The sequence below is a fragment of the Rhizobium sp. AAP116 genome, from assembly GCF_001295785.1.
In the GTDB taxonomy this organism is placed as follows: domain Bacteria; phylum Pseudomonadota; class Alphaproteobacteria; order Rhizobiales; family Rhizobiaceae; genus Allorhizobium.
Genome location: NZ_LJIB01000004.1, coordinates 332,313 through 355,274, shown reverse-complemented (window position 1 = coordinate 355,274; position 22,962 = coordinate 332,313). Strand labels below are relative to the sequence as shown.

Genomic DNA, 22,962 nt, shown 5'->3' with positions numbered 1-22,962 from the left:
AAAACAGCGCCGGTGTTTCCACCGGCGCTGCAATCGTTGAACCTTAGCCTGAAATCAGGCGGCGTTCTTGGCGTAATCGGCCGTCGGCACTTCGGCGATCGTCTTCAGTACGACGGAAGCGATCTGGTAGGGGCAGCCCTGGGAGTTCGGGCGGCGATCTTCCAGGTAACCCTTGTAGCCGTTGTTGACGAAGGAGTGCGGAACGCGGATCGAGGCACCACGGTCGGCAACGCCGTAGGAGAACTTGTTCCACGGAGCCGTCTCATGCTTGCCGGTCAGGCGCAGATGGTTGTCCGGACCGTAGACGTCGATGTGCTCCTGCCAGTTCTTGGCAAAGGCCGCCATGAGGGCTTCGAAGTATTCCTTGCCACCAATCTCGCGCATGAAGGTGGTCGAGAAGTTGCAGTGCATGCCCGAGCCGTTCCAGTCGGTGTCACCAAGCGGCTTGCAATGGAATTCGACGTCGATGCCGTAGGTTTCGCAGAGACGCAGCAGCAGGTAGCGGGCGATCCAGATCTGGTCGGCGGCCTTCTTGGAGCCCTTGCCGAATACCTGGAATTCCCACTGGCCCTTGGCCACTTCGGCATTGATGCCTTCGTGGTTGATGCCGGCTTCGAGGCAGAGGTCGAGATGCTCTTCGACGATTTCACGGGCGATCGAGCCGACATTCTTGTAGCCGACGCCGGTGTAGTAAGGGCCCTGCGGAGCCGGATAGCCCTGCTCCGGGAAGCCGAGCGGACGGCCGTTTTCGTAGAAGAAGTATTCCTGTTCGAAGCCGAACCAGGCGCCTTCGTCATCCAGGATCGTGGCGCGGCTATTCGACGGATGCGGGGTGACGCCATCGGGCATCATGACTTCGCACATGACGAGAGCGCCGTTGGTGCGAGCCGGGTCGGGATAGATGGCGACCGGCTTCAGCACGCAATCCGACGAGTGGCCTTCGGCCTGCATCGTCGAGGAGCCGTCAAAGCCCCAGAGCGGCAGCTGTTCCAGGGTCGGGAAGCTGTCGAATTCCTTGATCTGCGTCTTGCCACGCAGGTTCGCTACCGGCTTGTAGCCATCGAGCCAGATATACTCGAGCTTAAACTTGGTCATGGTGCTCTCTCTTCAGTCTCGCGCCACTCATCGGCGCAACAGAGGGGTGATTCTCCGGGTGCCCGGGAGTCGAAAGATAAAAAGCAGGAAGCGTGCCAGTTTGCAGACGGACTGCGAAATGCGGCCATTTTGTCGCAGGCGACCCGCCAAATCGCCGACATTGCAGGCCCTTCTTTAACAGATTGAGCGCATACTCATGGAACCAGAGGCGCGTGTCCGGTGTTGTCAGGCCACCTAAGATCACGAAAGCGCTGTGATGATTTTAAATTCATCACTTTTTCTGCTTTCATATTGCCCACAAAATAGGCATTTTGCACTTTTCATGTGCATTTCAGTTTCAGACGTGGTAAGCATGAACCATCGAGACAACACTCGGTGAAACGAGAGGTAGTAGCATGACAACGAACATGGTTCGGGAATCGGCGAAGATCTACGAATTCCCGGTGCGTGACCTGGCCCGCCTCAACGCCATGCGTGAGCGCCAGACGCCGAAACCCGTGATCTATGAGAGCGGTTCGGCAAGCTGGTATCACGAGGAAGCGATCCGCGAAGCCGAACGGGCGCCGAAGCAGTAAGGGCGAAAGCCCAACAAGAAAGCCGCCCGCATTGCGGACGGCTTGAAGCATGCGACGGGCGGGCCAGTGCCCGCTCTTTTCGTTTCACATACTCTGAAACGCTGAGGCGCCGAACGGGACGTCGCTACCAGCCTCGCCTGGACAGCACTTGCCGCGATTTCGCACGGTGCAGCTGCAGGGCGTGTCAGTCCCTTTCCGGAAGCAGACTTTCGAGGCGGAGCCGCGCAATTTTTTCCACCTGCTGGCAGGCGGTGTCGAATTCCTGGTCTTGGGAGTTGGCGATGCGCGTTTCGAAGGCGGCAAGAATGTCGTCCTTCGTCAGCCCTTTGACCGCGATGATGAAGGGAAAGCCGAACGTCTCGACATAGGCCGTATTCAGCTCGGTAAAGCGGGCATGTTCGTCAGCGCTCAACCGATCGAGCCCGGCGCCAGCTTGCTCTCGCTTGCTGTCTTCCGTCAGCTCGCCCGCAATCGCAAGCTTGCCTGCAAGATCAGGATGCGCACGCAATACGCCCAGCCGCTCATCCTGGCTTGCCGTGCGAAACATCGCAGCCATAGCATCATGCACGTCGAGCGCCGTCAGCGGCGCCTCGATCATGCCTGCATCGAAGGCACGCTCCGCAATGAAGGGCGAATGTTCGAACACCCCGCCGAAACGCTGAACGAAGTCCGCTCTGTCCATGCCGTCAATCCAGTATCATGTGAGGCCGCAGCTGTGACAGCAGCGGCAAGGAGGGCCTGCCCGCGCATCCCGCGAAGCAGTTGATGACAAGGATTAGCCGAGCCCCCTGGTCTTGTCGAGTTTCCGAAGGCGACAGGCACTTTCAACGCAAACCCCAGGGTCCTTAGCTTGCAGCAGACCCGGATCGACCTATCTACAGCTCGCTCCCCCCATCACATTTGAAAGGATACCCCATGCCGATTGCCAAAGGCTATGCCGCAACGGATGCCTCCAAGCCATTGGTTCCCTTCACCTTCGAGCGTCGCGAACCGAACGCGGACGACGTGGTGATCGAGATCAAGTTCTCCGGCATCTGCCATTCCGACATCCACCAGGCCCGCAACGAATGGGGCAACTCGACCTTCCCCATGGTCCCCGGCCACGAGATCGCCGGCATCGTGACAGCAGTCGGCTCGAGCGTTTCGAAATACAAGGTCGGCGACCGCGTCGGCGTCGGCTGCTTCGTCAATTCCTGCCTGCATTGCGAACGCGACCTTTACCGCGAACAGTATATGCCCGGCCTCGTCGGCACCTATAACTCCACGGAAGTCGACGGCGTGACCCCAACGCAGGGCGGCTATGCCGACTCCATCGTCGTCCAGGAAGACTATGTGCTGAGCATTCCGGACAACATCCCGCTCGACAAGGCAGCACCGCTGCTCTGCGCCGGCATCACGCTCTATTCGCCGCTCAGCCACTGGAAGGCTGGCCCCGGCAAGAAGGTCGCCGTCATCGGCATGGGCGGTCTCGGCCACATGGGCGTCAAGATCGGCGCCGCCATGGGTGCAGACGTCACCGTGCTCAGCCAGAGCCTGTCGAAGAAGGAAGACGGCCTCGCCTTCGGCGCCAAGGAATACTATGCCACCTCGGATCCGGAGACCTTCAAGACGCTCGCCGGCACCTTCGACCTGATCCTCTGCACCGTCAGCGCCGAGATCGACTGGAACGCCTACCTGAACCTTCTGAAGGTCGACGGCACCATGGTCCTGCTCGGCGTGCCGGAAAACCCGGTTCCCGTGCATGCCTTCGCCCTGATCGCCGGCCGTCGCTCGCTCGCCGGCTCGATGATCGGTTCGATCAAGGAGACCCAGGAAATGCTGGACTTCTGCGGCAAGCACGACATCACGCCGGAGATCGAGATCATCGACATCGCCCAAGTGAACGAAGCCTATGAGCGTGTCATCAAGAGCGACGTGCGCTACCGCTTCGTCATCGACATGGCGAGCCTCGCCAAGGATTGAGCTGCGAAGACGGAATGAGAAGGGCCCGGTCTGCGCTGGGCCCTCTTTTCGTGGATAGGCCTGTCCCCAAACGAGACGTCATCCTCGGCCTTGTGCCGAGGATCTACTGCGGTCGAATGCAATTGCAACGTCGCAGATGCTCGGGACAAGCCCGAGCATGACGACCTCACAGCTCAAGCCCGTCTTGCCAGGCCCTTGGCGGTATCAAACCTGCAGCTGATACCCATTCCGCTCCGGAAACGGCCAATCCGCTAGCAGCGCCATATCCGGCTTGAAGAGCTCCACCTTCAGCGGGTAGCACTTGGCAACATCACTCGAATGGCTGGCGCTGCAATCTCCACCCGGACACGCGGAAAGAGCGCCCAGCAGGTCGATTTCTGCAAACATTTCGAGGAAATCGCCGGGACGGACGGGGCTTGCCTTCATGAAATACTGCTGCGTATCGCGGGTGAAACCGGTGCACATGAAGACGTTCAACACATCATGCACATGCGGCTCGACCACCTTGATGTCAGCACCCGTGTGATGCGCCAGCGCCCGGCAGAGATTGGAATGGCAGCAATGATGGTAGTCGCCGCCTGAGAGCAGCCGGTTGGTATAGGGATCGCAACGCGTGCCGATCACGTCATGTACGCCGCCACCGAATTCGTCGAAACCATACCAGCCGAGCGTATCATGGCTGATCGTCGCCATGGGGCGCAGCGACGGCAGATTGCTCCACAAGCGATTGCCTGTTGTCACATGGGTCGCATGCAGCGCCCGCGTTTTGCCGGAAAAGAAGCGCTCGGAGAGATCATTGGCGTTCCACAGATTGAGGTCGCCGACCTGCGGTCCCTCGACACTGACGATGCGGAAGAAATGCCCTTTTGGCACCTCGAACGTGTTGCCCTCGCGCGGCTCAACGATCACCTCGCCGACCTTCTCCATCGTCGCCCGCGCCCGCTCCAGAATGCTCATGTCGGGTGCGACAAGTGACTCGACCGGATAGCAGACGACAGGTTTCACGGCGCGGCGGGCAGCCGCATCGGCGGGAACGGGGACGTTGGCGTTGAAAGATGGCATGGGCGGCTCCGGGGATCGGCACATAAAGGAGGTTTGCCGCAAGGTGCCCCACCTGTCCCCTCAAGACAACCGCCTCTCTTCTTGCCCCATGGCCAAGTCTGACTTAGTCATGGAGCCATGAAACTGCCACCGCTCCCCCCGCTCCGCGCCTTCGAGGCCGCCGCCCGTCGCGAAAGCTTCCTGCAGGCCGCGACCGAACTCGGCATGACGGCAGCAGCCGTCAGCCAGCATGTGAAGGCACTGGAGGATTGGCTGGGTCTTGCCCTCTTCGAACGCCGCCCGCGAGGCGTGCGCCTCAACGCTGACGGCCGCGAACTCGGCGCCGCCTGCTCGGAAGGCCTCGGCCACATCGCCCGCGCCGCAGAGCGGTTGACCGCCCGCAAATCCATGGCCCGCGCCAGCCTCGCCAGCATGCCGTCGGTGGTCACCCACTGGCTCGGCCCCCGCCTGCCGCGCTTCCGCGCCCAACATCCTCAGATCCAGGTCTCGATCGTCTATCCTTTGGGGTCATTGACCCCGGATGAAGCCGGCGCCGACCTGTTGATCTGCCACGGGACCCGCCCGCCGGGTCGGGCGGACCACATCCTGGACGCCGCCACGCGGCCCACATGTGCGCCCGCCTATCTGGAGCGGCACGGGCCGATCTCAACACCCGCTGACCTCCTGAAACAGGACCTGCTGCACGACGCGACCGAGGCCGCCTGGCAATCCTGGCTGGCGGCACGCGGGATCGAGGGCCAGACACCTGCGGGACCGCTCTATGCCGATTTCAACCTGCTGGTCAGTTCGGTGCTGTCAGGCCTTGGCATCGGCCTTTGCCCGACCGCCCTCATCACCGACCATCTGGCAGCGGGCACGCTGAGCGTGCTGTTCGATGAAGCCGCCGACGAGGACAAGGCCTATTGGCTGCTGTCAGGCGGGGATCTGTCCGAGCCGGCCGCGATCTTGCGGGATTGGTTGCTGGCGGAAGCCGCGAGTTCGGCTTCGATCGCCTGATACTCGACGCAGGCCTTCTCATACTCGGTACGGAATGCCGGGGATTCCATGAGCTTGGACTTGAGGTCGCCGAGTGTCGTCATCAGGCCCTCACCAAACCGGCTTGTGAAACTTGTGCCAGTGCTCGGCAATCTCAATCCGCTTGGGCACCCAGACCTTCTCATGGCTCGTCACATAATCGATGAACCGCGCCAGCGCCGCAGCGCGGCCCGGACGACCGACGAGGCGGCAGTGGAGGCCGACGGACATCATCTTCGGGCTGCCGTTCTTTCCCTCATCGTAAAGCACATCAAAGGCGTCCTTGAGATAGGTGAAGAACTGGTCGCCGGTGTTGAAGCCCTGCGGCGTGGCGAACCGCATGTCGTTGGTTTCAAGCGTATAGGGGATGATCAGGAAGGGCTTGCCTTCGAGATCCGGCACCCAGAACGGCAGGTCGTCGGAATAATTGTCGGAGGAGTACGTGAAGCCGCCTTCCTCCATCACGAGGCGCAGCGTGTTGTCAGAAGGCTTGCCCTGATACATGCCGAGCGGATGCGAGCCGGTCAGTTCCTTGTGCAGGCGAACCGCCTCGCGGATATGCTCGCGCTCGACGTCTTCTGGGAAATCCTTGTATTCGAGCCAGCGATAGCCGTGGCTGGCGATCTCCCAGTCGGCTTCCTTCATCGCGGCAACCGCTTCCGGGTTGCGCGCCATGGCGAGCGTGACGCCATAGACGGTGACGGGCACTTTCCGCTCGGTGAACATCCGCCAAAGCCGCCAGAAGCCGGCGCGCGAGCCGTATTCGTAGATCGACTCCATGTTGAGATTGCGCTGGCCGGGCCAAGGCTGGGCGCCGACGATTTCTGACAGCAGGTTTTCCGAGGCCGGATCGCCGTCGAGAATGCAGCTTTCGCCACCCTCCTCGTAATTCACCACGAACTGCACCGCGATCCGCGCATCGCCGGGCCATTTCGGATCGGGAATGTCGCGGCCATAGCCTATCAGGTCGCGGGGATAAGGAGCAGTCGTCATCGGTTCACCTCTCGTGTTTTGACGCGAGGCTATTGGCGAGGGCGGCGCCTGTCGAGATGGAAAACACGCATCTTGCTGCAGCGCACAGGTGTCAGGCGATCTTGCGGCTCGAAACCCGGCCCAGCGGATGCAGCGAATGTACGGTAAACGGCGCACCACGTTCAGTCTCGACAAACAGCGCGAGATTGGTCACCACGACAGGCTCGGCGAGAACCGGGTCGAAATGCGCCTTCAAGCCCTGCTCGATTCGCGGGAAATCTCGCGCCAGGAGCGGCCCCGTCAGTGTCATGTGGAAACGGTATTCGTCCATCACATAAGGATGGCCCCAGCGGCTGAGATTGCTGAACTGCGGCGCAGACAAGCGGTCGGGATTGCGCCGTTCGATCTCGACTTCGGAAAGCGGCGCACGAAAACCATCGAAGGCCTGCACAACGGAGGCCGCGAGATGATCGACCTCCGGGCAAGGCCGCTGCAGGATGAGCCCGAAGACGTCGCCGATCCGGCCAACCGAAAGCCCGCGCAATGCGACTGGCTCCATCTGGCCGGCGAAATGCATCAGGTCGCGCAGGAGAGAGGCCTCGTTTGAACCTTCGCTCAAGCGGAACGGCGCCTTGAATGTCGCATGAAAGCCGAAGCGTCGCGGAAGCGCCGTGTGAAAGGCAATCTCGTGCACGCCAAGGCCTTTCAGCCCCGGATGCTCCTCCGCCTCGCCGGAGAACACGTTGCGGCCAAGCCAGCGCGCCGCTGCATCGGCAAGCGGATCACGGGCAGGCGGCGTAAAGCAGATGGCATAGCGCATGTCGAGCACCTCACACTGGCTCGCGACGGCACTTTAGCAGTTGCCGTTACAACCCGGTGGATAGGTGATTTGCATGACAGTATCACGAAGCGCGCGAGGCAATTTCGCGGCAGCTCCCCGAGCTAATCCCTGTGATTTCAGGGTATTTCGGTAAATTACTCATCACCTGTGCGACGCGCAGCCACCGAAACGTGATGGGCGAAGGCAAAACCGTGAGGCAACTGCAGGGCTCCACCGGCAATAGAATCGAGAACTGCATCCGCCAGCCGGTGCGCAATGCCGAAGCTCACCTTGAAGCCGCCGGCCAGCGCATGCACACGAGGATGATCGGGATGAGGGCCGACCATCGGATCCCGATCCACCGCCTTGGGTCTGAGACCCGCCCAACGCTCGACAATCTCCGCCCCGCCCAGCATCGGCGCAAGCTCGCGTGCGGCGGCAATCAGGTCATCGAGTTGCCCATCGGTGGAAAACGGATGTTCGAACGTGTTTTCGCTGGTGCTGCCGATGGCGACCAGCTCGCCTTCATGCGGCACCACGTAGAGGCCGTCGAGATAGAGGAGCGGCAGATCCGTCGGCAGGTCCAGTCTGAGCAGCGCCGCCTGCCCCTTAACGCCCCTTCCGAGCGGCTTGCGAAGCGCCGGTCCGATGGCTTCGAGCAGCGGGAAGGACCCGACACCGGCTGCGACCAGCAGATCCCCGTAACCGATGACGGTCCCGTCGGCGAGCTTCACCTGGCTTGCCTGCGCATCGATCGATTGCACGGCGGCCCCGACCAGCAACCGCACACGCCCCGATCGTTCGAGACGCGCCCGGATCGTGGCCGTCAAAGCACGCGGCGAGACGCGGCCCGCGAGGCGATCGAACACAACGCCAGCCTCCGAAAACTTCGGCGAGGGCCAGTCGGCAAAGGGACTCTCGTCAAGGACGGTCCAGTCGAAGGCCCTGCCTTCCTGGTTCCAGTTCGTTGCCGCCTCTGCCGAATGGCGTTGGGCAATCGGTCTCAGATGCGGCTTTGGCAAGGCGATGAGACGACCGCAGCGCTGATAGCCAGCCGAGAGCCCCGTTTCGCTCTCAAGCGCGGCAATCTCCGCCTCGAGTGACAACAGCCCCTCGAATTGCAGCTGCTTCTTCTCGTTCCACCGATCCGGCATATGCGCCATCAGGGCGCCGAGCAGCCCGCCGCTCGCTCCGCTCGCAATACCGTCACCGTCGATCAGGATCGTATCGATGCCACGGCGCTCTGCCTTCAAAGCCGCCCAGAGGCCCATGATGCCGCCACCGACGATCACGAGATCGGCGCGCAATTGACCTGACATCGCAGCCGTTTTATCGGACATCACCATGACCCATTCAAATTATCCGCCAGGCACCGGCGACACCAAGGCACCGTTGGCCTGGCACGACGGCGATATGCCCTTTTCCACCGCCTTTGGCGATCATTTTTATTGCCAGACCGATGGCCGGCTCGAATGCGGCCACGTCTTCCTGGCCGGCAATGGACTTCCGGATCGCTGGCGCAATGCGGACGATTTCACCATCGGCGAACTCGGCTTCGGCACCGGGCTGAATGCCTGCGAGACCTGGCGGCAGTGGAAGGAGCATCGTGATCCCGGCGCTTACCTCCACTTCGTGTCCTTCGAGCTCTTCCCCATGCAGGCGGAAGAGATCGACCGCGCGCTCGCCCACTGGCCGGAGATCGATGCCGAGCGGCAGGCGCTGGTCTCGCTCTGGCCGACAGATCCTTCAGGCGTCGTTGAAATCGATCTTGATGACCACACGCGTCTGTCCGTCGTCTGCGGCGATGCACTGGAGAACCTGACGGCAAGCATGCTGACCTTCGATGCCTGGTTCCTCGATGGCTTCGCGCCGTCGCGCAACAGCGCCATGTGGTCGGCGGAATTGATGCAGCGGGTCCACGACACGACACGGGTGGGCGGCAGCTTTGCGACCTATGCCGCGGCCGGTTTCGTCAGGCGCAATCTCGGAGCTGCCGGTTTTGACGTCGAGCGCCGACCAGGTTTCGCGGGCAAGCGGGAAATGCTGTGCGGCGTCAGGCGCTCGGCCTGATCAGCCTTCGGCGGCGATCCCGGTAACGGACCTGCCGCTCCATTGCTCGATCTTGCGCATCAGAAGTTCCGGCGAGATCGGCTTGGAAAGATAGTCGTCCATCCCGGCGGCAAGGCAAGCCTCACGGTCGCTGTCGAGCGCATGGGCTGTCACGCCGATGATCGGGATCCGTCCTTCGCCGCGCGTCGCCTCTTCCGCCCGGATCGCGCCGGTCGCCTGGTGGCCGTTCATGACCGGCATCGAGACGTCCATCAGAATGAGATCAGGCGGCTCGCTACGCCAGGCCTCGACGGCCTCCTCGCCATTGCCAACGATGCGATAAGCGATGCCGCTTCCGGTGAGTATCTGGCGGAAGACGATCTGGTTCACCGCATTGTCCTCGGCGATCAGCACCCGAAGGGCACTGTCATCGCGGACGTCGACAGCAGCCGGCTTGCGCTCCAAAGTTACAGGGACGCGCGGAGCCAGTGGCGCAGGTGGCGAAAGCGGACGCAAGCGAGGCGAATTCACGCCATGAACGCGCGCCGTTCGCACCACATCGATGATCGCTCCACGCAACACATTGGCCCGCGCCGGCTTCATCAGATGCGCCTGGATCTTCAGGCTTTCAAACAGCCTGTCATCGCCGACCATATCCATCGAGGTCAGGAAGACCAGCGCAATATCGTCGAACCGACGATCGCTGCGGATCGCCTTCGCGACGTCGATGCCGTTCATATCGGGCATCTGGTAGTCGACGACGACGACGTCAATCGCGAGCCCTTCTGTATGGGCTGCATCGAGAATATCGAGGCCGGTCGGTCCATCCGGAACCGCGAGCCCGTCGAAACCCCACATATCCAGTTGCTCGGTGATGATTCGGCGATTGACGGCGTTGTCATCGATGACCAGCACCCGCGCATCCTTGACCGTGGCTGGCAGTTCCTTCTGGCCGCGGCGCTCGGCAACGATGGCGAGCGGCAATTCGACGGTGAAGGCTGAGCCGCGCCCGACCTCGGATTCGACCTGCAGCTTGCCCCCGAAGAGGCGCACGAGACCGCCGGTGATCGCGAGTCCGAGACCCGTACCCTCGTGGCGACGGGTCGAAGATGTGTCAACCTGGGAGAATTTCTCGAAGATCTTCGCCTGCATGCCCTGGGGAATGCCGATGCCGGTATCCTCGATCCGCAGCTTCAGGATCGCCTGCCCCTCCGCCACAGCGTCCGCGGACACCTCGACATGCACGTGGCCCTTTTCGGTGAACTTGATCGCATTGCCGAGCAGGTTCGTCACGATCTGCCGGAAACGCCCCGGATCACCCATGAATGTGTGGCGCACCTTCTGCTCGCCGGAGACCACGAGTTCGATATCCTTCTCGGCAGCGGCGGCAGACAGCAGCGTCGCCACATCTTCGATGGCTTCCACCGGATCGAAGGGCGACTTGCGCAGCTTCAACTGTCCGGCATCGATCTTCGAGAAATCGAGAATGTCGTTGATGATGGTGAGCAACGCGTTGCCGGACTTCACCATGATGTCGACAAAGGTCTTCTGACGGCTGTCGAGCTCGGACTTCGACAGCAGTTCCGCCATGCCGAGAACGCCATTCATGGGCGTGCGGATCTCGTGGCTCATATTGGCGAGGAAGTCGGACTTCGCCTTGTCGGCCGCCTCGCTGCGCGCCAAGAGCACTTCCAGTTCGGCTTCGCGCTCCTTCAGCTCGGTGAAATCGGTGAGCACGACAACACAACTGCGGTCGCCACCGAAGGTCGCTTCCAGCTTGACCCAGGTCTTGCCGTCGACGAGGAAATTGGTCGAGACTGCGTTTGCTGTCTGCACGGCCGATTGCCATTGCTGCAGAATGTCGTGCGCTTCCTCGCCGAAATCGCCACGCGCCGCGCAATATTCGAATATCGGCCGCCAGCTTTCGCCCGACGCCACCAGGTTTTCGGGCAGGTTCAGGATGCGGCTGAAGGAAGGATTGACCTCCGCGATCCGTCCCTGCTCGATCATCATCAGGCCCTGCGTCATCATCCGCATGGATTCCTGGACGAAGCGCCCGAGCCGCTCCAGCTTTTGCTGCGCCTCGTCGATCTCGCGTTCGCGCGCCCGCATCTCGGTGAGATCGGAATAGGTGAGCAGGATCTTGCGGTCATGCAACCGCGTGATCGTGGCCAGAACGAACTTGCCATCGTCATAGGCAAGTTCGGTGACATGCGAGCCTTCCAGCGCATCGAACTGCGCAAGACGGGCGCGATAGCCTTCCTCGAACTCGATACCAGGCCAGGCATAGCCGAGCTTGTGGTTCATCTCGCAATAGGACCGGAAGGGCAGCCCGTTCAGCTGCATGTCAGCCGGCCAGCGCCAGATTTCCCGGCACTTCTCGTTGGCGAATTCGACCATGTAGTCGGAATTCATGATCACCACGCCGACTGGCATGACCTGCAACATCGAGACGATGTCGGCATAGAGCGACTCGGCGCGTGCCTGGGCCGCGACCAGAGCCTCCTGGCCCTTCTTGAGCATCGAGATGTCGTTGACCGAGCCGACGAGGTAATGCTTGTTCTGCGCCGTGGTGATCCGGCTCAGGCGCGTGATCACCGAGATTTCCTCGCCGCCGCGGACGACGACTTCCCGGTTCTTCTCGATCATTTCGCCGGTCGCGAAGATCCGGAGGTTCTCCTCCTTCATGATCTGACCGTTCTCCGGCCAGAGTTCTTCTTCGGTCAGCCCGTAGATGTCTTCCCGACGCTGGCCGTGAAGGTCCTCATAAGCCTTGTTCACATAGATCATCCGGCGATCCGGATCGCGGATGAAGACAGGCACCGGCATCTGCTCGAGCGCTGCGCGATAAAGCAGCGTCTCTTCTTCGCGCTGATAAATGTCGGAGACGTCGGTATAGGTCAAAAGAATGCGCCCGCCCTCAAGGCGGCGGCTTGCGCCGGCAAGTGCCCGCCCCGACGGCGTCTTCACGTCGATCAGCGGCCCCTCTGCGAGGCTGAGCACCTGTTCGATGCGATAGGCGACGCGCTCGTCGATTTCTTGTGCAGAGAGATTGGGCATTCTGCGGACCATCGCCAGCGTCAGAAAGTCCCTGTAGGACATGCCCTCCAGCTTCTGCGAGGCATCAAATTCCGTCATCTCGATGGCCGCCGCATTGGCAAAAGAGATCTGCAAATCGGGATCGAGAACGATGATGCCGACCGGCAGCGAGGCCATCAGGCTGTGAAGCTGCAATTGCAGCGCTTCCGATTCCTGTCGGACGGATTCCAGCTTCTCCTGCTCGTGTCTGAGAGGAGAGAGATCGGTGATCGAGCCGACGATGTAGCGTTCGCCATCCGGCCCGGTGACGGCCCCGGTGCGGCTGAGGACGGGGATTCGCGTGCCATCGGCCCGCATGAAGTTGTCCTGAAATTCCTCTGTCACGCCGCATTCGAGGACGCGCTGGTTGCCCTCGAAATACTCCTGGCCGAGCTCGGGGAAATTTTCCTGCTCGGTCCGCCCCAGGAGATCCTGGATGGGCCGTCCTACCATCTGCGAATAGACGCTGTTGGCAAAGAGCAGCCGGTGGTCAGAGCTGCGCACATAGGTCGCAATGGGATATTGCTCGAGCACGGCCTGGAAGAGGGCAACAGAGGGCAGCGTCCCCAAGACCGATGGGTCGGACGGTGTTACCGTTCTTTGCTCCTCCATGAAACCGAAGAGATAGAGCCGGTCGTCGTCGTCGAAGAAACGTTCGATATGCAGGACCCGCGTCGGTCCGCCGGGCTCAGCCCGCAGCTGCAGCGCTTCCTCTTCCCCGAACACCAGGACCCGCCGCTCGCGATCGTCGCGCAAGGCGTCCAGATCGCTTCCAAGGATTTCGCGATCGCTGCGACCGACGAAGCTTTCGGCCGACAGGTTGTGCAGGTCGGCGAAGGCCGCATTGACGGCGACGTAACGAAGCTCGCTGTCCTTCACGTAGGAAGGCAGATCGAGCACCGCGATCTTGTCGCAGACCAAGTCCAGCAAGTCGCTTCCCCGGATCAAATCAGTTTCTCCCTCCTCCGATCAATGACGCGGAATGGTAAACAGCGGGTAAGCGAAGCACCATCCAAAGCTTTAAAAGCGAAGCAGAATGAACGCGTATCCCTGACGGATCACTCCAGCCGCACCACTGTTCCAGATGAGCCGGTTTTTCGTCGCAAACGGCAATGCCTTTTGGCTTCCGAACCTGCGAGACTTGATGTCGAGATTGACACAATGGATCGACCATGAGCGACATTACGACCTCCGCCTTGTCCGAGACTGAAACCCAATCCGGTGGCGGCGAGCGCCGCAGGCGCACGGGTGGTCGGGGAGCCGAACGTGTCCGCACCGGTGCGGCCGGCAAGTACCGCAATCTCGTCAATCGCCTGACCAAGACCGAGCTTCTCGACCCGTCGGCCCTCGACGACATGCATGAGGCATCGCTCACCATTCTCGAAGAGATCGGCATGGACATCATGCTGCCCGAGGCGCGCGCCATCATGAAGGCGCATGGCGCAGAGGTGACGGAGGGATCCGACCGCGTCCGCTTCGACCGCGGCCTGATCATGGACATGATCGCGTCGGCCCCGCGCGAATTCCAGATGTTCGCCCGCAATCCCGAGCGGAACGTCAAGATGGGCGGCAACAACCTGGTATTTGCCCAGATCGCCTCTGCCCCCTTTGTCGCAGACCGCGAGGGCGGCCGCCGCGCCGGCAACCAGGAAGACTTCCGCAAGCTGGTCAAGCTTGCTCAGTGCTACGACGTGATCCACACGACCGGCGGCTATCCGGTCGAGCCGATCGACATCCACGCCTCGGTGCGCCATCTCGACTGCCTCTCCGACATGGTGAAGCTGACCGACAAGGTCTTCCACTGCTACTCGCTCGGCAAGCAGCGCAATCTCGACGCGATCGAGATCGCCCGCATCGGCCGTGGTGTCTCCATGGAGCAGATGGAAAGCGAGCCCTCGCTCTTCACCATCATCAACTCGTCTTCGCCGCTCCGCCTCGATGGGCCGATGCTTCAGGGCATCATCGAAATGTCGTCGCGCGGCCAGGTCGTCGTCATGACGCCGTTCACGCTCGCAGGCGCCATGGCGCCCGTCACGATCGCCGGTGCGGTCGTGCAGCAGAATGCCGAAGCGCTGTGTGGCATCGCCTTCACCCAGATGGTCAAGCGCGGCGCCCCTGTCGTCTATGGCGGCTTCACCTCGAATGTCGACATGAAGACCGGTGCGCCTGCCTTCGGCACGCCCGAATACATGAAAGCCGTCATTGTCGGTGGCCAGCTCGCCCGCCGCTACGGCATCCCTTACCGTACCTCGAACACCAATGCAGCCAACACACTGGACGCCCAGGCAGCCTATGAGAGCGCCTTCTCGCTCTGGGCCCTGACGCAAGGGGGCGGCAATTTCATCATGCATTCGGCCGGCTGGTCAGAGGGTGGGCTGACTGCCTCCTTTGAAAAATTCATTCTCGACGTCGACATGCTGCAGATGGTCGCCGAGTTCCTGACGCCCCTCGACGTCAGCCAGGATGCGCTGGCGCTGGATGCCGTGCGCGAAGTCGGCCCTGGCGGCCACTTCTTCGGCACGGCTCATACGCTCGCCCGCTATGAGAGTGCCTTCTATTCGCCGATCCTCTCCGACTGGCGCAATTTCGAGACCTGGACGGAAGCCGGCCGCCCGACAACTTATGACCACGCCAATCGTGTCTTCAAGGAAAAGCTTGGCTCCTACGAGCGCCCGCCGATTGACCCGGCCGCCGAGGAAGAACTCGACGCCTTCGTGGCGAAACGCAAGGCCGAGGGCGGGGTTGCGACGGATTTCTGAGGAATGGAATCCGACCAGGAAACGCGGAGATCCCGACAGACAAAAGCCCCGACCCGTTAAGGTCGAGGCTGCATGGTTTTGAAGTTCGAAAACGGGCTTCCTCCTGACGGAGGTCGCCTGCCCGCTATGCGGAGCGACGCATCCCGGATGCATAGCCTCTGTCGACTTGGGCATTGCTGTTGACGGCACTGATCTCGAAACGCTGAACCAGTTGGCGCAGGCGCGTACTTTCAGTGGCAAGGCCTGCACTCGCAGCACTCGTCTCTTCGACCATGGCCGCGTTCTGCTGAGTGAACTGGTCCATTTGATTGACGGCCGTGTTTACTTCGGCCAGTCCGGTCGCCTGTTCCTTTGCAGATGTGGCAATGGCGTTCATCTGGACGTTGACGGTCGTGATGAAGCTCTCGATCGTCTTCAACGCGGCACCGGTGTCGCTGACCAGCTTCACGCCTTTGGACACTTCCTCCGTCGAAACCCGTATCAGGTCCTTGATTTCACGAGCAGCTTGCGCTGACCGCTGTGCAAGTTCGCGGACTTCCTGGGCGACAACCGCAAATCCCTTGCCGGCGTCGCCGGCACGGGCCGCTTCAACGCCCGCATTGAGGGCCAAGAGGTTGGTCTGAAAGGCGATCTCGTCAATCACACCGATGATGTTGGAAATCGACTGAGACGACTGCTCAATACGTCCCATGGCTTCAACGGCGCTGGCAACGACGGTGCCGGAAGTCTCGGCACTGTGTGCTGCATCCGATGCAGCGGCGCGCGCCTCCTCCACGCGGTTTGAAGCATGACGGACATTGACCGTAATTTCGTCGAGCGCTGCAGCTGTCTCTTCGAGCGATGCAGCCTGCTGCTCGGTGCGTCGTGACAGATCATTCGTGCTGCCACTGATCTCGCGGCTACCAGTGTCGATCGAGTTGGTGGTGTGAGCGACGGCGGAAAGTGTCTCGGCAAGCTGCGAGACAGCTTCATTGAAGTCATTGCGCAATGTCTCGAATTCCTCGGCGAAAGGCTGCTCCAGGCGGACCGTGAGATTGCCCTTTGCGAGTTCCGCCAGACCGCCTGCCAAGGTTGCGGTTGCCTGGGTCATCGTCTCGGAGCGAGCCTGATCCAGTCTTGCCCGCTCGGCGCGTTCGGCCTCGGTCAAGGATTGCTGCTGCTTCGAATCGGCCTCGAGTTTCCGGGCAGCGATTGCGTTGGCCCGGAATACTTCCACTGCGGCGGCCATGGAGCCAAGCTCATCACGACGCCCCATCGCAGGAGTGTCGATGGCGGTGTCACCTTCAGCCAGCTTGCGCATGGCGACAGTCATGCCGCGAAGCGGGGCTGCGAGGCTGCGCGTCAGGAGGATGCCCATGGCAACGGCGATGAGGGCAGCGGTCAACCCCCCGGCAATCAGGGTCTTGGTACCCGTCTCGAACGCCGCGTTCTGCATAGCTGTTCGCTCGTCGGCAACTTTCTGGCTCGCTTCGTCGAGAGCCGTGAGCGCCTTGCGGATATCGCTCAAGCGCGCGGTCGTCGCAATATTGCTGCGGGTCTCTTCAATCTTTGCCGGATCGCGTGCGTTGGCGACCGTCGCATCGAGCTGAGCGTAGAACGTCTGTATCGCCTGGCGTGCCGGGGGGAGATAGGTTTCGGCTTCCGCTTTGCTAAGCTTCTGCTCAAGTTCACTCATGAGCGGCGGCACGGCATCGCCATACTTTGCCATGCGCTCGATGAATTCCTCATTCAGACTGGCGACAAAGCCTCGCATGGCATTCTGGTGCTCGACCAGCGTCGCAAGTATCTGACCTGATAACTTCAGGACCGACTGCGTCTGCTGATTGGCCAGCGTCGCGTCATGGATCCGCTGCATCGACACAAATGCCACGGAGCAGAAGGCGATGACAACGAACAGGACAGAGGCGAATGCCAGGGTCAGCTTGCGGGATACTCGGAGGTTTTTCATAGCCGTCTTTCAGAAGTTGCTTTCATACCTCCACCTATCGCCTCGACCCCTTAATATTTATGGAATTTAGGAGAACGGCATAAAAAAAATCCGCTCCACAGCAAAACTCAGCTGAGCTGCTTCAGGTACGCCTGATAGGTCTGATGGGGCTCCGGCTCGAAACGGTCCGGCATGACTTTCCAGTCCTCGACCCGGTCGAGGCGGAAGTCGCGGAAGCCGGCGCGCATCTCGCACCAGGCGGTCATCACCCAGATCGCCCCGAACGCGGCGAGCCCCAGCGGCCAGACGACACGCTGGCTGCGCTCGCCGGGCAGCGAATGATAGGCGATCCAGACCTTGCGCTTGGCCGACAACGCAGAACGCACGTCGCCCAAACAATCCGGCACGACCGGTTGGGCCGATGAGCGGAAAGCGTGGATCGGCGCGGAGATCAGCCGCTCGGCATGATCCTTCGGCAGCATCGCCAGCATCTTGTCCTTCGCCTCGCGCGCCGCCTGGCCGAGCCTTGGATCCCCCAGCATCTCGACGGCGCGAAGCCCGAAGGCGAGCGCCTCCAGCTGCTCGAAGGTGAAAGTGAGCGGCGGGGCATCGAAGGCCTCGCGCAGCATGTAGCCGACGCCGCGCTCTCCTTCGATCGGGGCGCCCGAGGCGATCAGGTGATCCATGTCACGGTAGATGGTCCGCGGCGCAACCTCCATCTTCTCGGCAATCTCGGCGGCCGTCATGGCGCGGCCCGTCGAGCGCATCAACTGGATGATCCGGAAAAGGCGGTCTGCGGGGCGCATGCGATACCTCCGGCAATAGCTATGGCCACAAGGTTGTCAGTTGGGTCGTGGTAGGTCAAGCCGTCAACAGCAAAGGGAGACCCTCATGACCACCACCACCGTCCTCGAACTCGCCGTCTGCACCGTCACCGACAGGCCCGCAGCAGAACAGGCAAGACGTGCCGCCATGGCGGCGGTAAACACCTATCCGGGCTTCGTCAGCTGGCGGGCGCTGACCGCCATCGAACAGGGCGACATGATCGCCGATCTCGTCGAATGGGCAGACAAGGAAAGCGCCGACGCAGCAGCCGCGAAAGTTCAGGCCGACCCCGCCTTCGCACCTTACATGGCAGCAATCATGGGTGTTACCCTGATGCAGCACTTCGAAACCAACGGAACGATCTGAGCGATCATGGCCGAGCCACTGAAACACCTGATCGGCCTACACACCGCCCGCGATACGGCTGATGCCGTGGCGCGGGCCTGGGGAACCTTCGATCACGCCGCCTTTGTCGCGGACATCCTGCCCGTCATCGACGGGCTGGAACTGATGCAGCGCGGCCAATGCATCGCGGATGCGCTGCACCGCCATCTGCCGGACGATTTCGAGAACGCGGCTCCGATCCTGCACGCCTGCCTGCCGGCACCGGATCGGGCGGGCCTCAACGGTTGGGCACTCCTCTCTTTCAACCAGTATGTTGCCGCCCGTGGCCGCGGCCATCTGGAAACAGCTCTCCACCTCCTGAAGGCTCTCACCCCGCATTTCACCGCAGAATTTGGCATACGCCCGTTCATCGCCAAGGAGCAGGATGCAGCACTTGCCATCATCTCATCCTGGGCCCTCGACCCGAACCACCATGTCCGTCGCCTCGCCTCGGAAGGCACCCGCCCCCGCCTGCCCTGGGCCATGCGCCTGCCCGCCCTGGTGAAGAACCCGACACCGATCCTGCCGATTCTCGAAGCCCTCATCGACGACCCCGAGGACTACGTCCGACGCTCGGTCGCCAACAGCCTCAACGACATTGCCAAGGATCACCCGGATCTGGTCGCTGATTTCGTGGAGAGGCATTCCGCGGGCGCTTCGAAAAACCGGCTCTGGCTGCTCAAGCACGCCTCGCGCACGCTGATCAAGAAGGGCCACGGCAAGGCGCTCGCCAATTTCGGCTTTGCGCCGCTGGACGACGTGACGGCGACGCTCACGCTGGAGAGCCAACAGATCGACTTCCCCGGCGAACTCGAATTCGAGATTCTTCTCTCCAATACGGGCAAGGACTTGCGCACGGTGCTGGTCGACTACGCCATCCACCACCAGAAGAAGGATGGCTCGCTCTCACCGAAGGTTTTCAAGGGCAAGAGCCTTCAGCTCAAGCCGGATGAAAGCGTGACCATCGCAAAGCGCCATGCCTTTCGGCCGATCACGACGCGTGTCTATCATCCGGGCACTCATAGGCTGGAGATCATGGTGAACGGGACCAGCGCCGCGAGTGCCGATTTCGACCTCGCCACGCCCCGGGATGGGGCAGAATGAGCGAGGACGGGCACGCCATTCGCTTCGAGGCGAAGGTGGTCCGCTTTGACGGCCCCAGCGGATGGCACGGTGTCTTCCTGCCGGCGGAGGCTGCTGCCGAGGCGCGCTTCTTTGGCCGTGCCAATGCACTTGGGGCCATCGCCGTCCAGGCACGGATCGGCGAGAGCCGGGTGAAGACCTCCCTCTTCCCAGACAAGCGACGCGACAGCTTCCTCCTGCCCTTGAAGGCGGAGTTGCGGCGCCGCGAGGCGATCGCCGCCGGCAGCCAGATTCTGGTTCATCTTACGCTCGACACTTGAACCGCGCAGCTACGCCTTGACGCTGCACCGCAAACAAAGCCTTGACTTTCGGAACAAATAAGCCCATCTGCAGATCAGCTTTTACCTTCCGGCCGCCGCGTGAGCGTGCCCAGCGACATCTGAGACGCGACGAAGGATAAAGCGCATGACATCCGGGCGGACCTTCCGCCGATGCGCTTGGAAAGCTTTTTTCCAACTTACAAGTTCCCAAATCACGCGGGGTTCTTGACGCCAATGCCAACCGGCTCGCGAAGAACGCGTTCCGGGTTATGTGCATTTGGCGCCCCGAAAGGTATGACTTTGACAACTTTCGATGATCTTGGCCTCTCCAAGAATATCGTCGCGACGCTGACGACGCTTGGCTTCACGACCCCGACCCCGATCCAGGAAAAGGGCATCCCCGTCGTTCTCGGCGGCCGCGACCTCATTGGTCTCGCCCAGACCGGCACCGGCAAGACGGCCGCTTTCGGCCTGCCGATGATTGAGATGCTTCTCAAGGATGAGAAGCGCCCTGATAACCGCACCACCCGCGCCCTCATTCTTGCCCCGACCCGCGAACTGGTGAACCAGATCGGCGACAACCTGCGCTCTTACCTGCGCCGCCTGCCGCTGAAGATCAACCAGGTCGTCGGTGGCGCCTCCATCGGCAAGCAGCAGCTGCAGCTCGAAAAGGGCACCGACATCCTCGTCGCGACGCCTGGCCGCCTGCTTGACCTGATCGCCCGCAACGCGATCTCGCTGCGCGCCGTGCGTTACCTGGTTCTCGACGAAGCCGACCAGATGCTGGACCTCGGCTTCATCCACGACCTGCGCAAGATCTCGAAGATGGTCCCGCCGAAGCGTCAGACGCTTCTGTTCTCGGCCACCATGCCATCGGCAATCGCCGATCTCGCATCTAGCTTCCTGACCGACCCGCTCAAGGTTGCCGTCTCCCCTCCGGGCAAGGCTGCCGACAAGGTCGAACAGCACGTGCATTTCGTCGCCGGCCAGAACGCCAAGACGGAAATGCTCAAGAAGATCCTCAACGACAACCCGGATGGCCGCTCCATCGTCTTCCTGCGCACCAAGCACGGCGCGGAAAAGCTGATGAAGCACCTCGACGCCACCGGCTACTCGGTCGCCTCTATCCACGGCAACAAGAGCCAGGGCCAGCGCGAGCGGGCACTCAAGGGTTTCCGTGACGGCGAGATCAAGACGCTGATCGCCACCGACGTTGCCGCCCGCGGCATCGACATCCCGGCCGTCTCCCACGTCTTCAACTACGACCTGCCGGAAGTCCCGGACGCCTACGTCCACCGCATCGGCCGTACGGCCCGTGCCGGCCGTGACGGCATCGCGATCGCATTCTGCGGTCCCGATGAAGGTCGCCTGCTGCGCGACATCGAAAAGCTGATGAGCATCGACATTCCGGTCGCTTCTGGCGAACCGCCGGCAAACCTCGCACGCCCGGCCCGTCCGCAGCGTCGCGCTGGCGGCGGTGGCGGCGGCAACAACCGCAACCACCAGGCCCCGGGCCAGGGTCGCGGCAAGTCCGAAGGCGGCGCCAAGGCCGACGGTCGCCCCGCCAAGTCCGGTCACCGCAAGGGTGGCAATGGCGGCGGTCAGAACCGTAGCGCCAATGGCGGCCAGGGTCGTCCGGGCAATGGCAGCGGCCAGGGCCGTCCAGCCCGCTCGGGCACTGCCGGCGGACGCCGTCGCGAAGCCTGAGCCACGGCTCGAGTCTGTTTGAATTTGAAATGGCGCGGTACCCACCGCGCCATTTTTCATAGCGTCAGTCTTTGACGATGATCGGCTCGACCGCACTCTTGCGGTTGATCAGATAGACCCCGACCATGACGACGCAGGTGCCGACCATCATCGGCACGGTGAGCTCTTCGCCAAAGGCGATCGCCGCTTCTAGCGCCGCGAGCGGCGGCACGAGATAGATGAGCGACGCCGCCTTCGACACGTCCCCGCGGCGGATGAGGTAGAGCAGCAGCGCTACCGCCCCCATCGAGATGCCGACCACCGACCAGGCGAGCGTAGCGAAGAAACCGAGGCTCCAGTCGACTCGTAGGTTTTCCAGAGCGACTGCCGCCGGAATGGTGACGATCAGCGCACCGACATATTGCAGCGTCGCAACAGCCCTCAGATCGCCCTCGCGGACGAAACGTTTCTGGTAGAGCGTGCCGGCGGTCACGCAGGCCATAGCCAGCACGTTCACCGCAACCGCATAAGCCGGAATGCTCGTGGCATCGATGATCAACACCTTCGGCAGCACGGCGATTGCCACACCAAGGAAGCCGATGACGAGACCGACCCGCTGTCCGCTATTCAGATTTTCCCCGATCAGATAGGCCGCGGCAATCCCGGTCATCAACGGCTGCAGCCCTGCGATGATTCCGGACAAGGCGGCCGGCACTCCCTGCCCGATCGCCCACCAGACCATGCCGAGATAAAGCCCGTGCAAAAACATGCCGGATACGATGGCATGCAGCCACCCGGATCTCTGCTTCGGCCAGGAAACGCCGCCCAGCCGACAGACGACATAGAAGAGGACGACGGCCGTCCCGTAGCGCACCACGAGGAAGGTCAGCGGATCCGCGAAGAACGTCGCGTATTTGGCCGAGATCCAGCCGGTCGACCACAGGAGAACGAAGAGGACGGGCGCAAGCCGGGCAAGGGTCATGGAGAACTGTCTTTCATGGACCGGATCGCAGCAGCCGGCAGCAAGCTTCGATACTGCGGCACCGGGCGGCGGTCAAAAGAGTTTTCATGCAGGCTGCCGTCAACTCCATTCAAGCATGCCGCAAAAAATCTCGCAGGCTCATCTGCTCATTTTTTCAGCAATCGCGACCAGGTTACGCTTGCCGAATTTCAGAAGATGCCAAATCACGCGGGAGTAGAGCCGTCTGGAACTGCAAAACATCTATCATTCTGCACAGAGTTTGCGCGAATGCTCTGATTTCAATCACATTCGGCAGACTGCAATTCTGCGACCGAAGCCAGTGATCCAGCTTGCATTGCCCAATTGGTTGTATTCAAATGAACAAAAAAG

The 22,962-nt window shown here is 61.8% G+C and carries 19 protein-coding genes; 9 read left to right on the top strand and 10 right to left on the bottom strand.

The annotated features are described in order from the left end of the window. Positions 1 to 54: 54 nt before the first annotated feature. Positions 55 to 1,095 (bottom strand): glutamine synthetase beta-grasp domain-containing protein, encoded by a 1,041-nt coding sequence (locus IP85_RS04380; RefSeq protein WP_054148429.1) that lies wholly within the window; start codon positions 1,093 to 1,095, stop codon positions 55 to 57. Positions 1,096 to 1,490: 395 nt separating this feature from the next. Between IP85_RS04380 and IP85_RS04375 the strand changes: the two genes are divergently transcribed. Next, positions 1,491 to 1,670 (top strand): DUF2735 domain-containing protein, encoded by a 180-nt coding sequence (locus IP85_RS04375; protein WP_054148428.1) that lies wholly within the window; start codon positions 1,491 to 1,493, stop codon positions 1,668 to 1,670. Between the two features lie 184 nt (positions 1,671 to 1,854). Here IP85_RS04375 and uraD read toward each other — a convergent pair whose 3' ends face one another. Continuing rightward, complete coding sequence (uraD, locus tag IP85_RS04370) at positions 1,855 to 2,352, bottom strand: 2-oxo-4-hydroxy-4-carboxy-5-ureidoimidazoline decarboxylase (RefSeq protein WP_054148427.1); 498 nt, start codon at positions 2,350 to 2,352, stop codon at positions 1,855 to 1,857. A gap of 233 nt (positions 2,353 to 2,585) precedes the next feature. Between uraD and IP85_RS04365 the strand changes: the two genes are divergently transcribed. Beyond that, positions 2,586 to 3,632, top strand: a complete 1,047-nt coding sequence (locus IP85_RS04365) for an NAD(P)-dependent alcohol dehydrogenase (protein WP_054148426.1) — start codon at positions 2,586 to 2,588, stop codon at positions 3,630 to 3,632. A gap of 204 nt (positions 3,633 to 3,836) precedes the next feature. On the opposite strand, the gene IP85_RS04360 is transcribed toward IP85_RS04365, so the two are convergent. Further along, positions 3,837 to 4,694, bottom strand: coding sequence for a DUF1989 domain-containing protein (locus tag IP85_RS04360; RefSeq protein ID WP_054148425.1), 858 nt, complete (start codon positions 4,692 to 4,694; stop codon positions 3,837 to 3,839). A 117-nt stretch (positions 4,695 to 4,811) separates the two neighbouring features. Here IP85_RS04360 and IP85_RS04355 point away from each other — a divergent pair, with 117 nt between their 5' ends. Then, positions 4,812 to 5,690, top strand: coding sequence for a LysR substrate-binding domain-containing protein (locus IP85_RS04355; protein WP_054148424.1), 879 nt, complete (start codon positions 4,812 to 4,814; stop codon positions 5,688 to 5,690). Between the two features lie 90 nt (positions 5,691 to 5,780). Here IP85_RS04355 and puuE read toward each other — a convergent pair whose 3' ends face one another. From puuE to IP85_RS04340, 3 genes are all read right to left on the bottom strand, one after another. Then, positions 5,781 to 6,701, bottom strand: coding sequence for an allantoinase PuuE (gene puuE, locus IP85_RS04350; RefSeq protein ID WP_054148423.1), 921 nt, complete (start codon positions 6,699 to 6,701; stop codon positions 5,781 to 5,783). A gap of 91 nt (positions 6,702 to 6,792) precedes the next feature. Then, on the bottom strand, positions 6,793 to 7,500 hold the full coding sequence (locus IP85_RS04345; RefSeq protein ID WP_054148422.1) for a DUF1045 domain-containing protein: 708 nt from the start codon (positions 7,498 to 7,500) through the stop codon (positions 6,793 to 6,795). A gap of 155 nt (positions 7,501 to 7,655) precedes the next feature. Beyond that, a complete protein-coding gene (locus IP85_RS04340; protein WP_054148421.1) occupies positions 7,656 to 8,846 on the bottom strand; it encodes an FAD-binding oxidoreductase in 1,191 nt (396 codons plus the stop codon). On the opposite strand from IP85_RS04340, the gene mnmD reads away from it, so the two are divergent. After that, positions 8,845 to 9,570 carry a tRNA (5-methylaminomethyl-2-thiouridine)(34)-methyltransferase MnmD gene (gene mnmD / locus IP85_RS04335; RefSeq protein WP_054148420.1) on the top strand — a complete coding sequence of 242 codons (726 nt, stop codon included), beginning with the start codon at positions 8,845 to 8,847 and terminating at the stop codon, positions 9,568 to 9,570. The genes IP85_RS04340 and mnmD overlap by 2 nt on opposite strands. Here the strand turns inward: mnmD and IP85_RS04330 are convergent, their stop codons facing one another. After that, positions 9,571 to 13,557 (bottom strand): PAS-domain containing protein, encoded by a 3,987-nt coding sequence (locus IP85_RS04330; protein ID WP_197277982.1) that lies wholly within the window; start codon positions 13,555 to 13,557, stop codon positions 9,571 to 9,573. A 242-nt stretch (positions 13,558 to 13,799) separates the two neighbouring features. Here IP85_RS04330 and IP85_RS04325 point away from each other — a divergent pair, with 242 nt between their 5' ends. Further along, entirely contained in the window at positions 13,800 to 15,386 is a 1,587-nt protein-coding gene (locus IP85_RS04325) for a trimethylamine methyltransferase family protein (protein WP_054148418.1), read from the top strand. Between the two features lie 124 nt (positions 15,387 to 15,510). Here IP85_RS04325 and IP85_RS04320 read toward each other — a convergent pair whose 3' ends face one another. Continuing rightward, on the bottom strand, positions 15,511 to 17,334 hold the full coding sequence (locus tag IP85_RS04320) for a methyl-accepting chemotaxis protein (RefSeq protein WP_054148417.1): 1,824 nt from the start codon (positions 17,332 to 17,334) through the stop codon (positions 15,511 to 15,513). A 107-nt stretch (positions 17,335 to 17,441) separates the two neighbouring features. Further along, positions 17,442 to 18,119, bottom strand: a complete 678-nt coding sequence (locus tag IP85_RS04315) for a YafY family protein (RefSeq protein ID WP_054148416.1) — start codon at positions 18,117 to 18,119, stop codon at positions 17,442 to 17,444. An 85-nt stretch (positions 18,120 to 18,204) separates the two neighbouring features. On the opposite strand from IP85_RS04315, the gene IP85_RS04310 reads away from it, so the two are divergent. The 4 genes from IP85_RS04310 to IP85_RS04295 all read left to right on the top strand — a co-directional run bounded on the left by IP85_RS04310 (position 18,205) and on the right by IP85_RS04295 (position 21,632). Beyond that, entirely contained in the window at positions 18,205 to 18,504 is a 300-nt protein-coding gene (locus IP85_RS04310) for a hypothetical protein (RefSeq protein ID WP_054148415.1), read from the top strand. A 6-nt stretch (positions 18,505 to 18,510) separates the two neighbouring features. Next, on the top strand, positions 18,511 to 19,626 hold the full coding sequence (locus tag IP85_RS04305) for a DNA alkylation repair protein (RefSeq protein WP_054148414.1): 1,116 nt from the start codon (positions 18,511 to 18,513) through the stop codon (positions 19,624 to 19,626). Then, entirely contained in the window at positions 19,623 to 19,925 is a 303-nt protein-coding gene (locus IP85_RS04300) for a DUF1905 domain-containing protein (protein ID WP_054148413.1), read from the top strand. Before IP85_RS04305 ends, IP85_RS04300 begins: the two co-directional genes overlap by 4 nt. A gap of 294 nt (positions 19,926 to 20,219) precedes the next feature. After that, the gene (locus IP85_RS04295; RefSeq protein ID WP_054148412.1) at positions 20,220 to 21,632 is read left to right on the top strand and encodes a DEAD/DEAH box helicase; all 1,413 of its coding nucleotides are present in this window, start codon (positions 20,220 to 20,222) and stop codon (positions 21,630 to 21,632) included. Between the two features lie 64 nt (positions 21,633 to 21,696). Here IP85_RS04295 and IP85_RS04290 read toward each other — a convergent pair whose 3' ends face one another. Continuing rightward, positions 21,697 to 22,593 carry a DMT family transporter gene (locus IP85_RS04290; RefSeq protein ID WP_054148411.1) on the bottom strand — a complete coding sequence of 299 codons (897 nt, stop codon included), beginning with the start codon at positions 22,591 to 22,593 and terminating at the stop codon, positions 21,697 to 21,699. Positions 22,594 to 22,962: the final 369 nt, after the last annotated feature.

What these genes read in the sequence shown, in the direction of transcription:
- IP85_RS04380 (WP_054148429.1), bottom strand. Translation starts at nt 1,095, where the DNA reads ATGACCAAGTTTAAGCTCGAGTATATCTGGCTCGATGGCTACAAGCCG.
- IP85_RS04375 (WP_054148428.1), top strand. Translation starts at nt 1,491, where the DNA reads ATGACAACGAACATGGTTCGGGAATCGGCGAAGATCTACGAATTCCCG.
- uraD (WP_054148427.1), bottom strand. Translation starts at nt 2,352, where the DNA reads ATGGACAGAGCGGACTTCGTTCAGCGTTTCGGCGGGGTGTTCGAACAT.
- IP85_RS04365 (WP_054148426.1), top strand. Translation starts at nt 2,586, where the DNA reads ATGCCGATTGCCAAAGGCTATGCCGCAACGGATGCCTCCAAGCCATTG.
- IP85_RS04360 (WP_054148425.1), bottom strand. Translation starts at nt 4,694, where the DNA reads ATGCCATCTTTCAACGCCAACGTCCCCGTTCCCGCCGATGCGGCTGCC.
- IP85_RS04355 (WP_054148424.1), top strand. Translation starts at nt 4,812, where the DNA reads ATGAAACTGCCACCGCTCCCCCCGCTCCGCGCCTTCGAGGCCGCCGCC.
- puuE (WP_054148423.1), bottom strand. Translation starts at nt 6,701, where the DNA reads ATGACGACTGCTCCTTATCCCCGCGACCTGATAGGCTATGGCCGCGAC.
- IP85_RS04345 (WP_054148422.1), bottom strand. Translation starts at nt 7,500, where the DNA reads ATGCGCTATGCCATCTGCTTTACGCCGCCTGCCCGTGATCCGCTTGCC.
- mnmD (WP_054148420.1), top strand. Translation starts at nt 8,845, where the DNA reads ATGACCCATTCAAATTATCCGCCAGGCACCGGCGACACCAAGGCACCG.
- IP85_RS04340 (WP_054148421.1), bottom strand. Translation starts at nt 8,846, where the DNA reads ATGGTGATGTCCGATAAAACGGCTGCGATGTCAGGTCAATTGCGCGCC.
- IP85_RS04325 (WP_054148418.1), top strand. Translation starts at nt 13,800, where the DNA reads ATGAGCGACATTACGACCTCCGCCTTGTCCGAGACTGAAACCCAATCC.
- IP85_RS04320 (WP_054148417.1), bottom strand. Translation starts at nt 17,334, where the DNA reads ATGAAAAACCTCCGAGTATCCCGCAAGCTGACCCTGGCATTCGCCTCT.
- IP85_RS04315 (WP_054148416.1), bottom strand. Translation starts at nt 18,119, where the DNA reads ATGCGCCCCGCAGACCGCCTTTTCCGGATCATCCAGTTGATGCGCTCG.
- IP85_RS04310 (WP_054148415.1), top strand. Translation starts at nt 18,205, where the DNA reads ATGACCACCACCACCGTCCTCGAACTCGCCGTCTGCACCGTCACCGAC.
- IP85_RS04305 (WP_054148414.1), top strand. Translation starts at nt 18,511, where the DNA reads ATGGCCGAGCCACTGAAACACCTGATCGGCCTACACACCGCCCGCGAT.
- IP85_RS04300 (WP_054148413.1), top strand. Translation starts at nt 19,623, where the DNA reads ATGAGCGAGGACGGGCACGCCATTCGCTTCGAGGCGAAGGTGGTCCGC.
- IP85_RS04295 (WP_054148412.1), top strand. Translation starts at nt 20,220, where the DNA reads ATGACTTTGACAACTTTCGATGATCTTGGCCTCTCCAAGAATATCGTC.
- IP85_RS04290 (WP_054148411.1), bottom strand. Translation starts at nt 22,593, where the DNA reads ATGACCCTTGCCCGGCTTGCGCCCGTCCTCTTCGTTCTCCTGTGGTCG.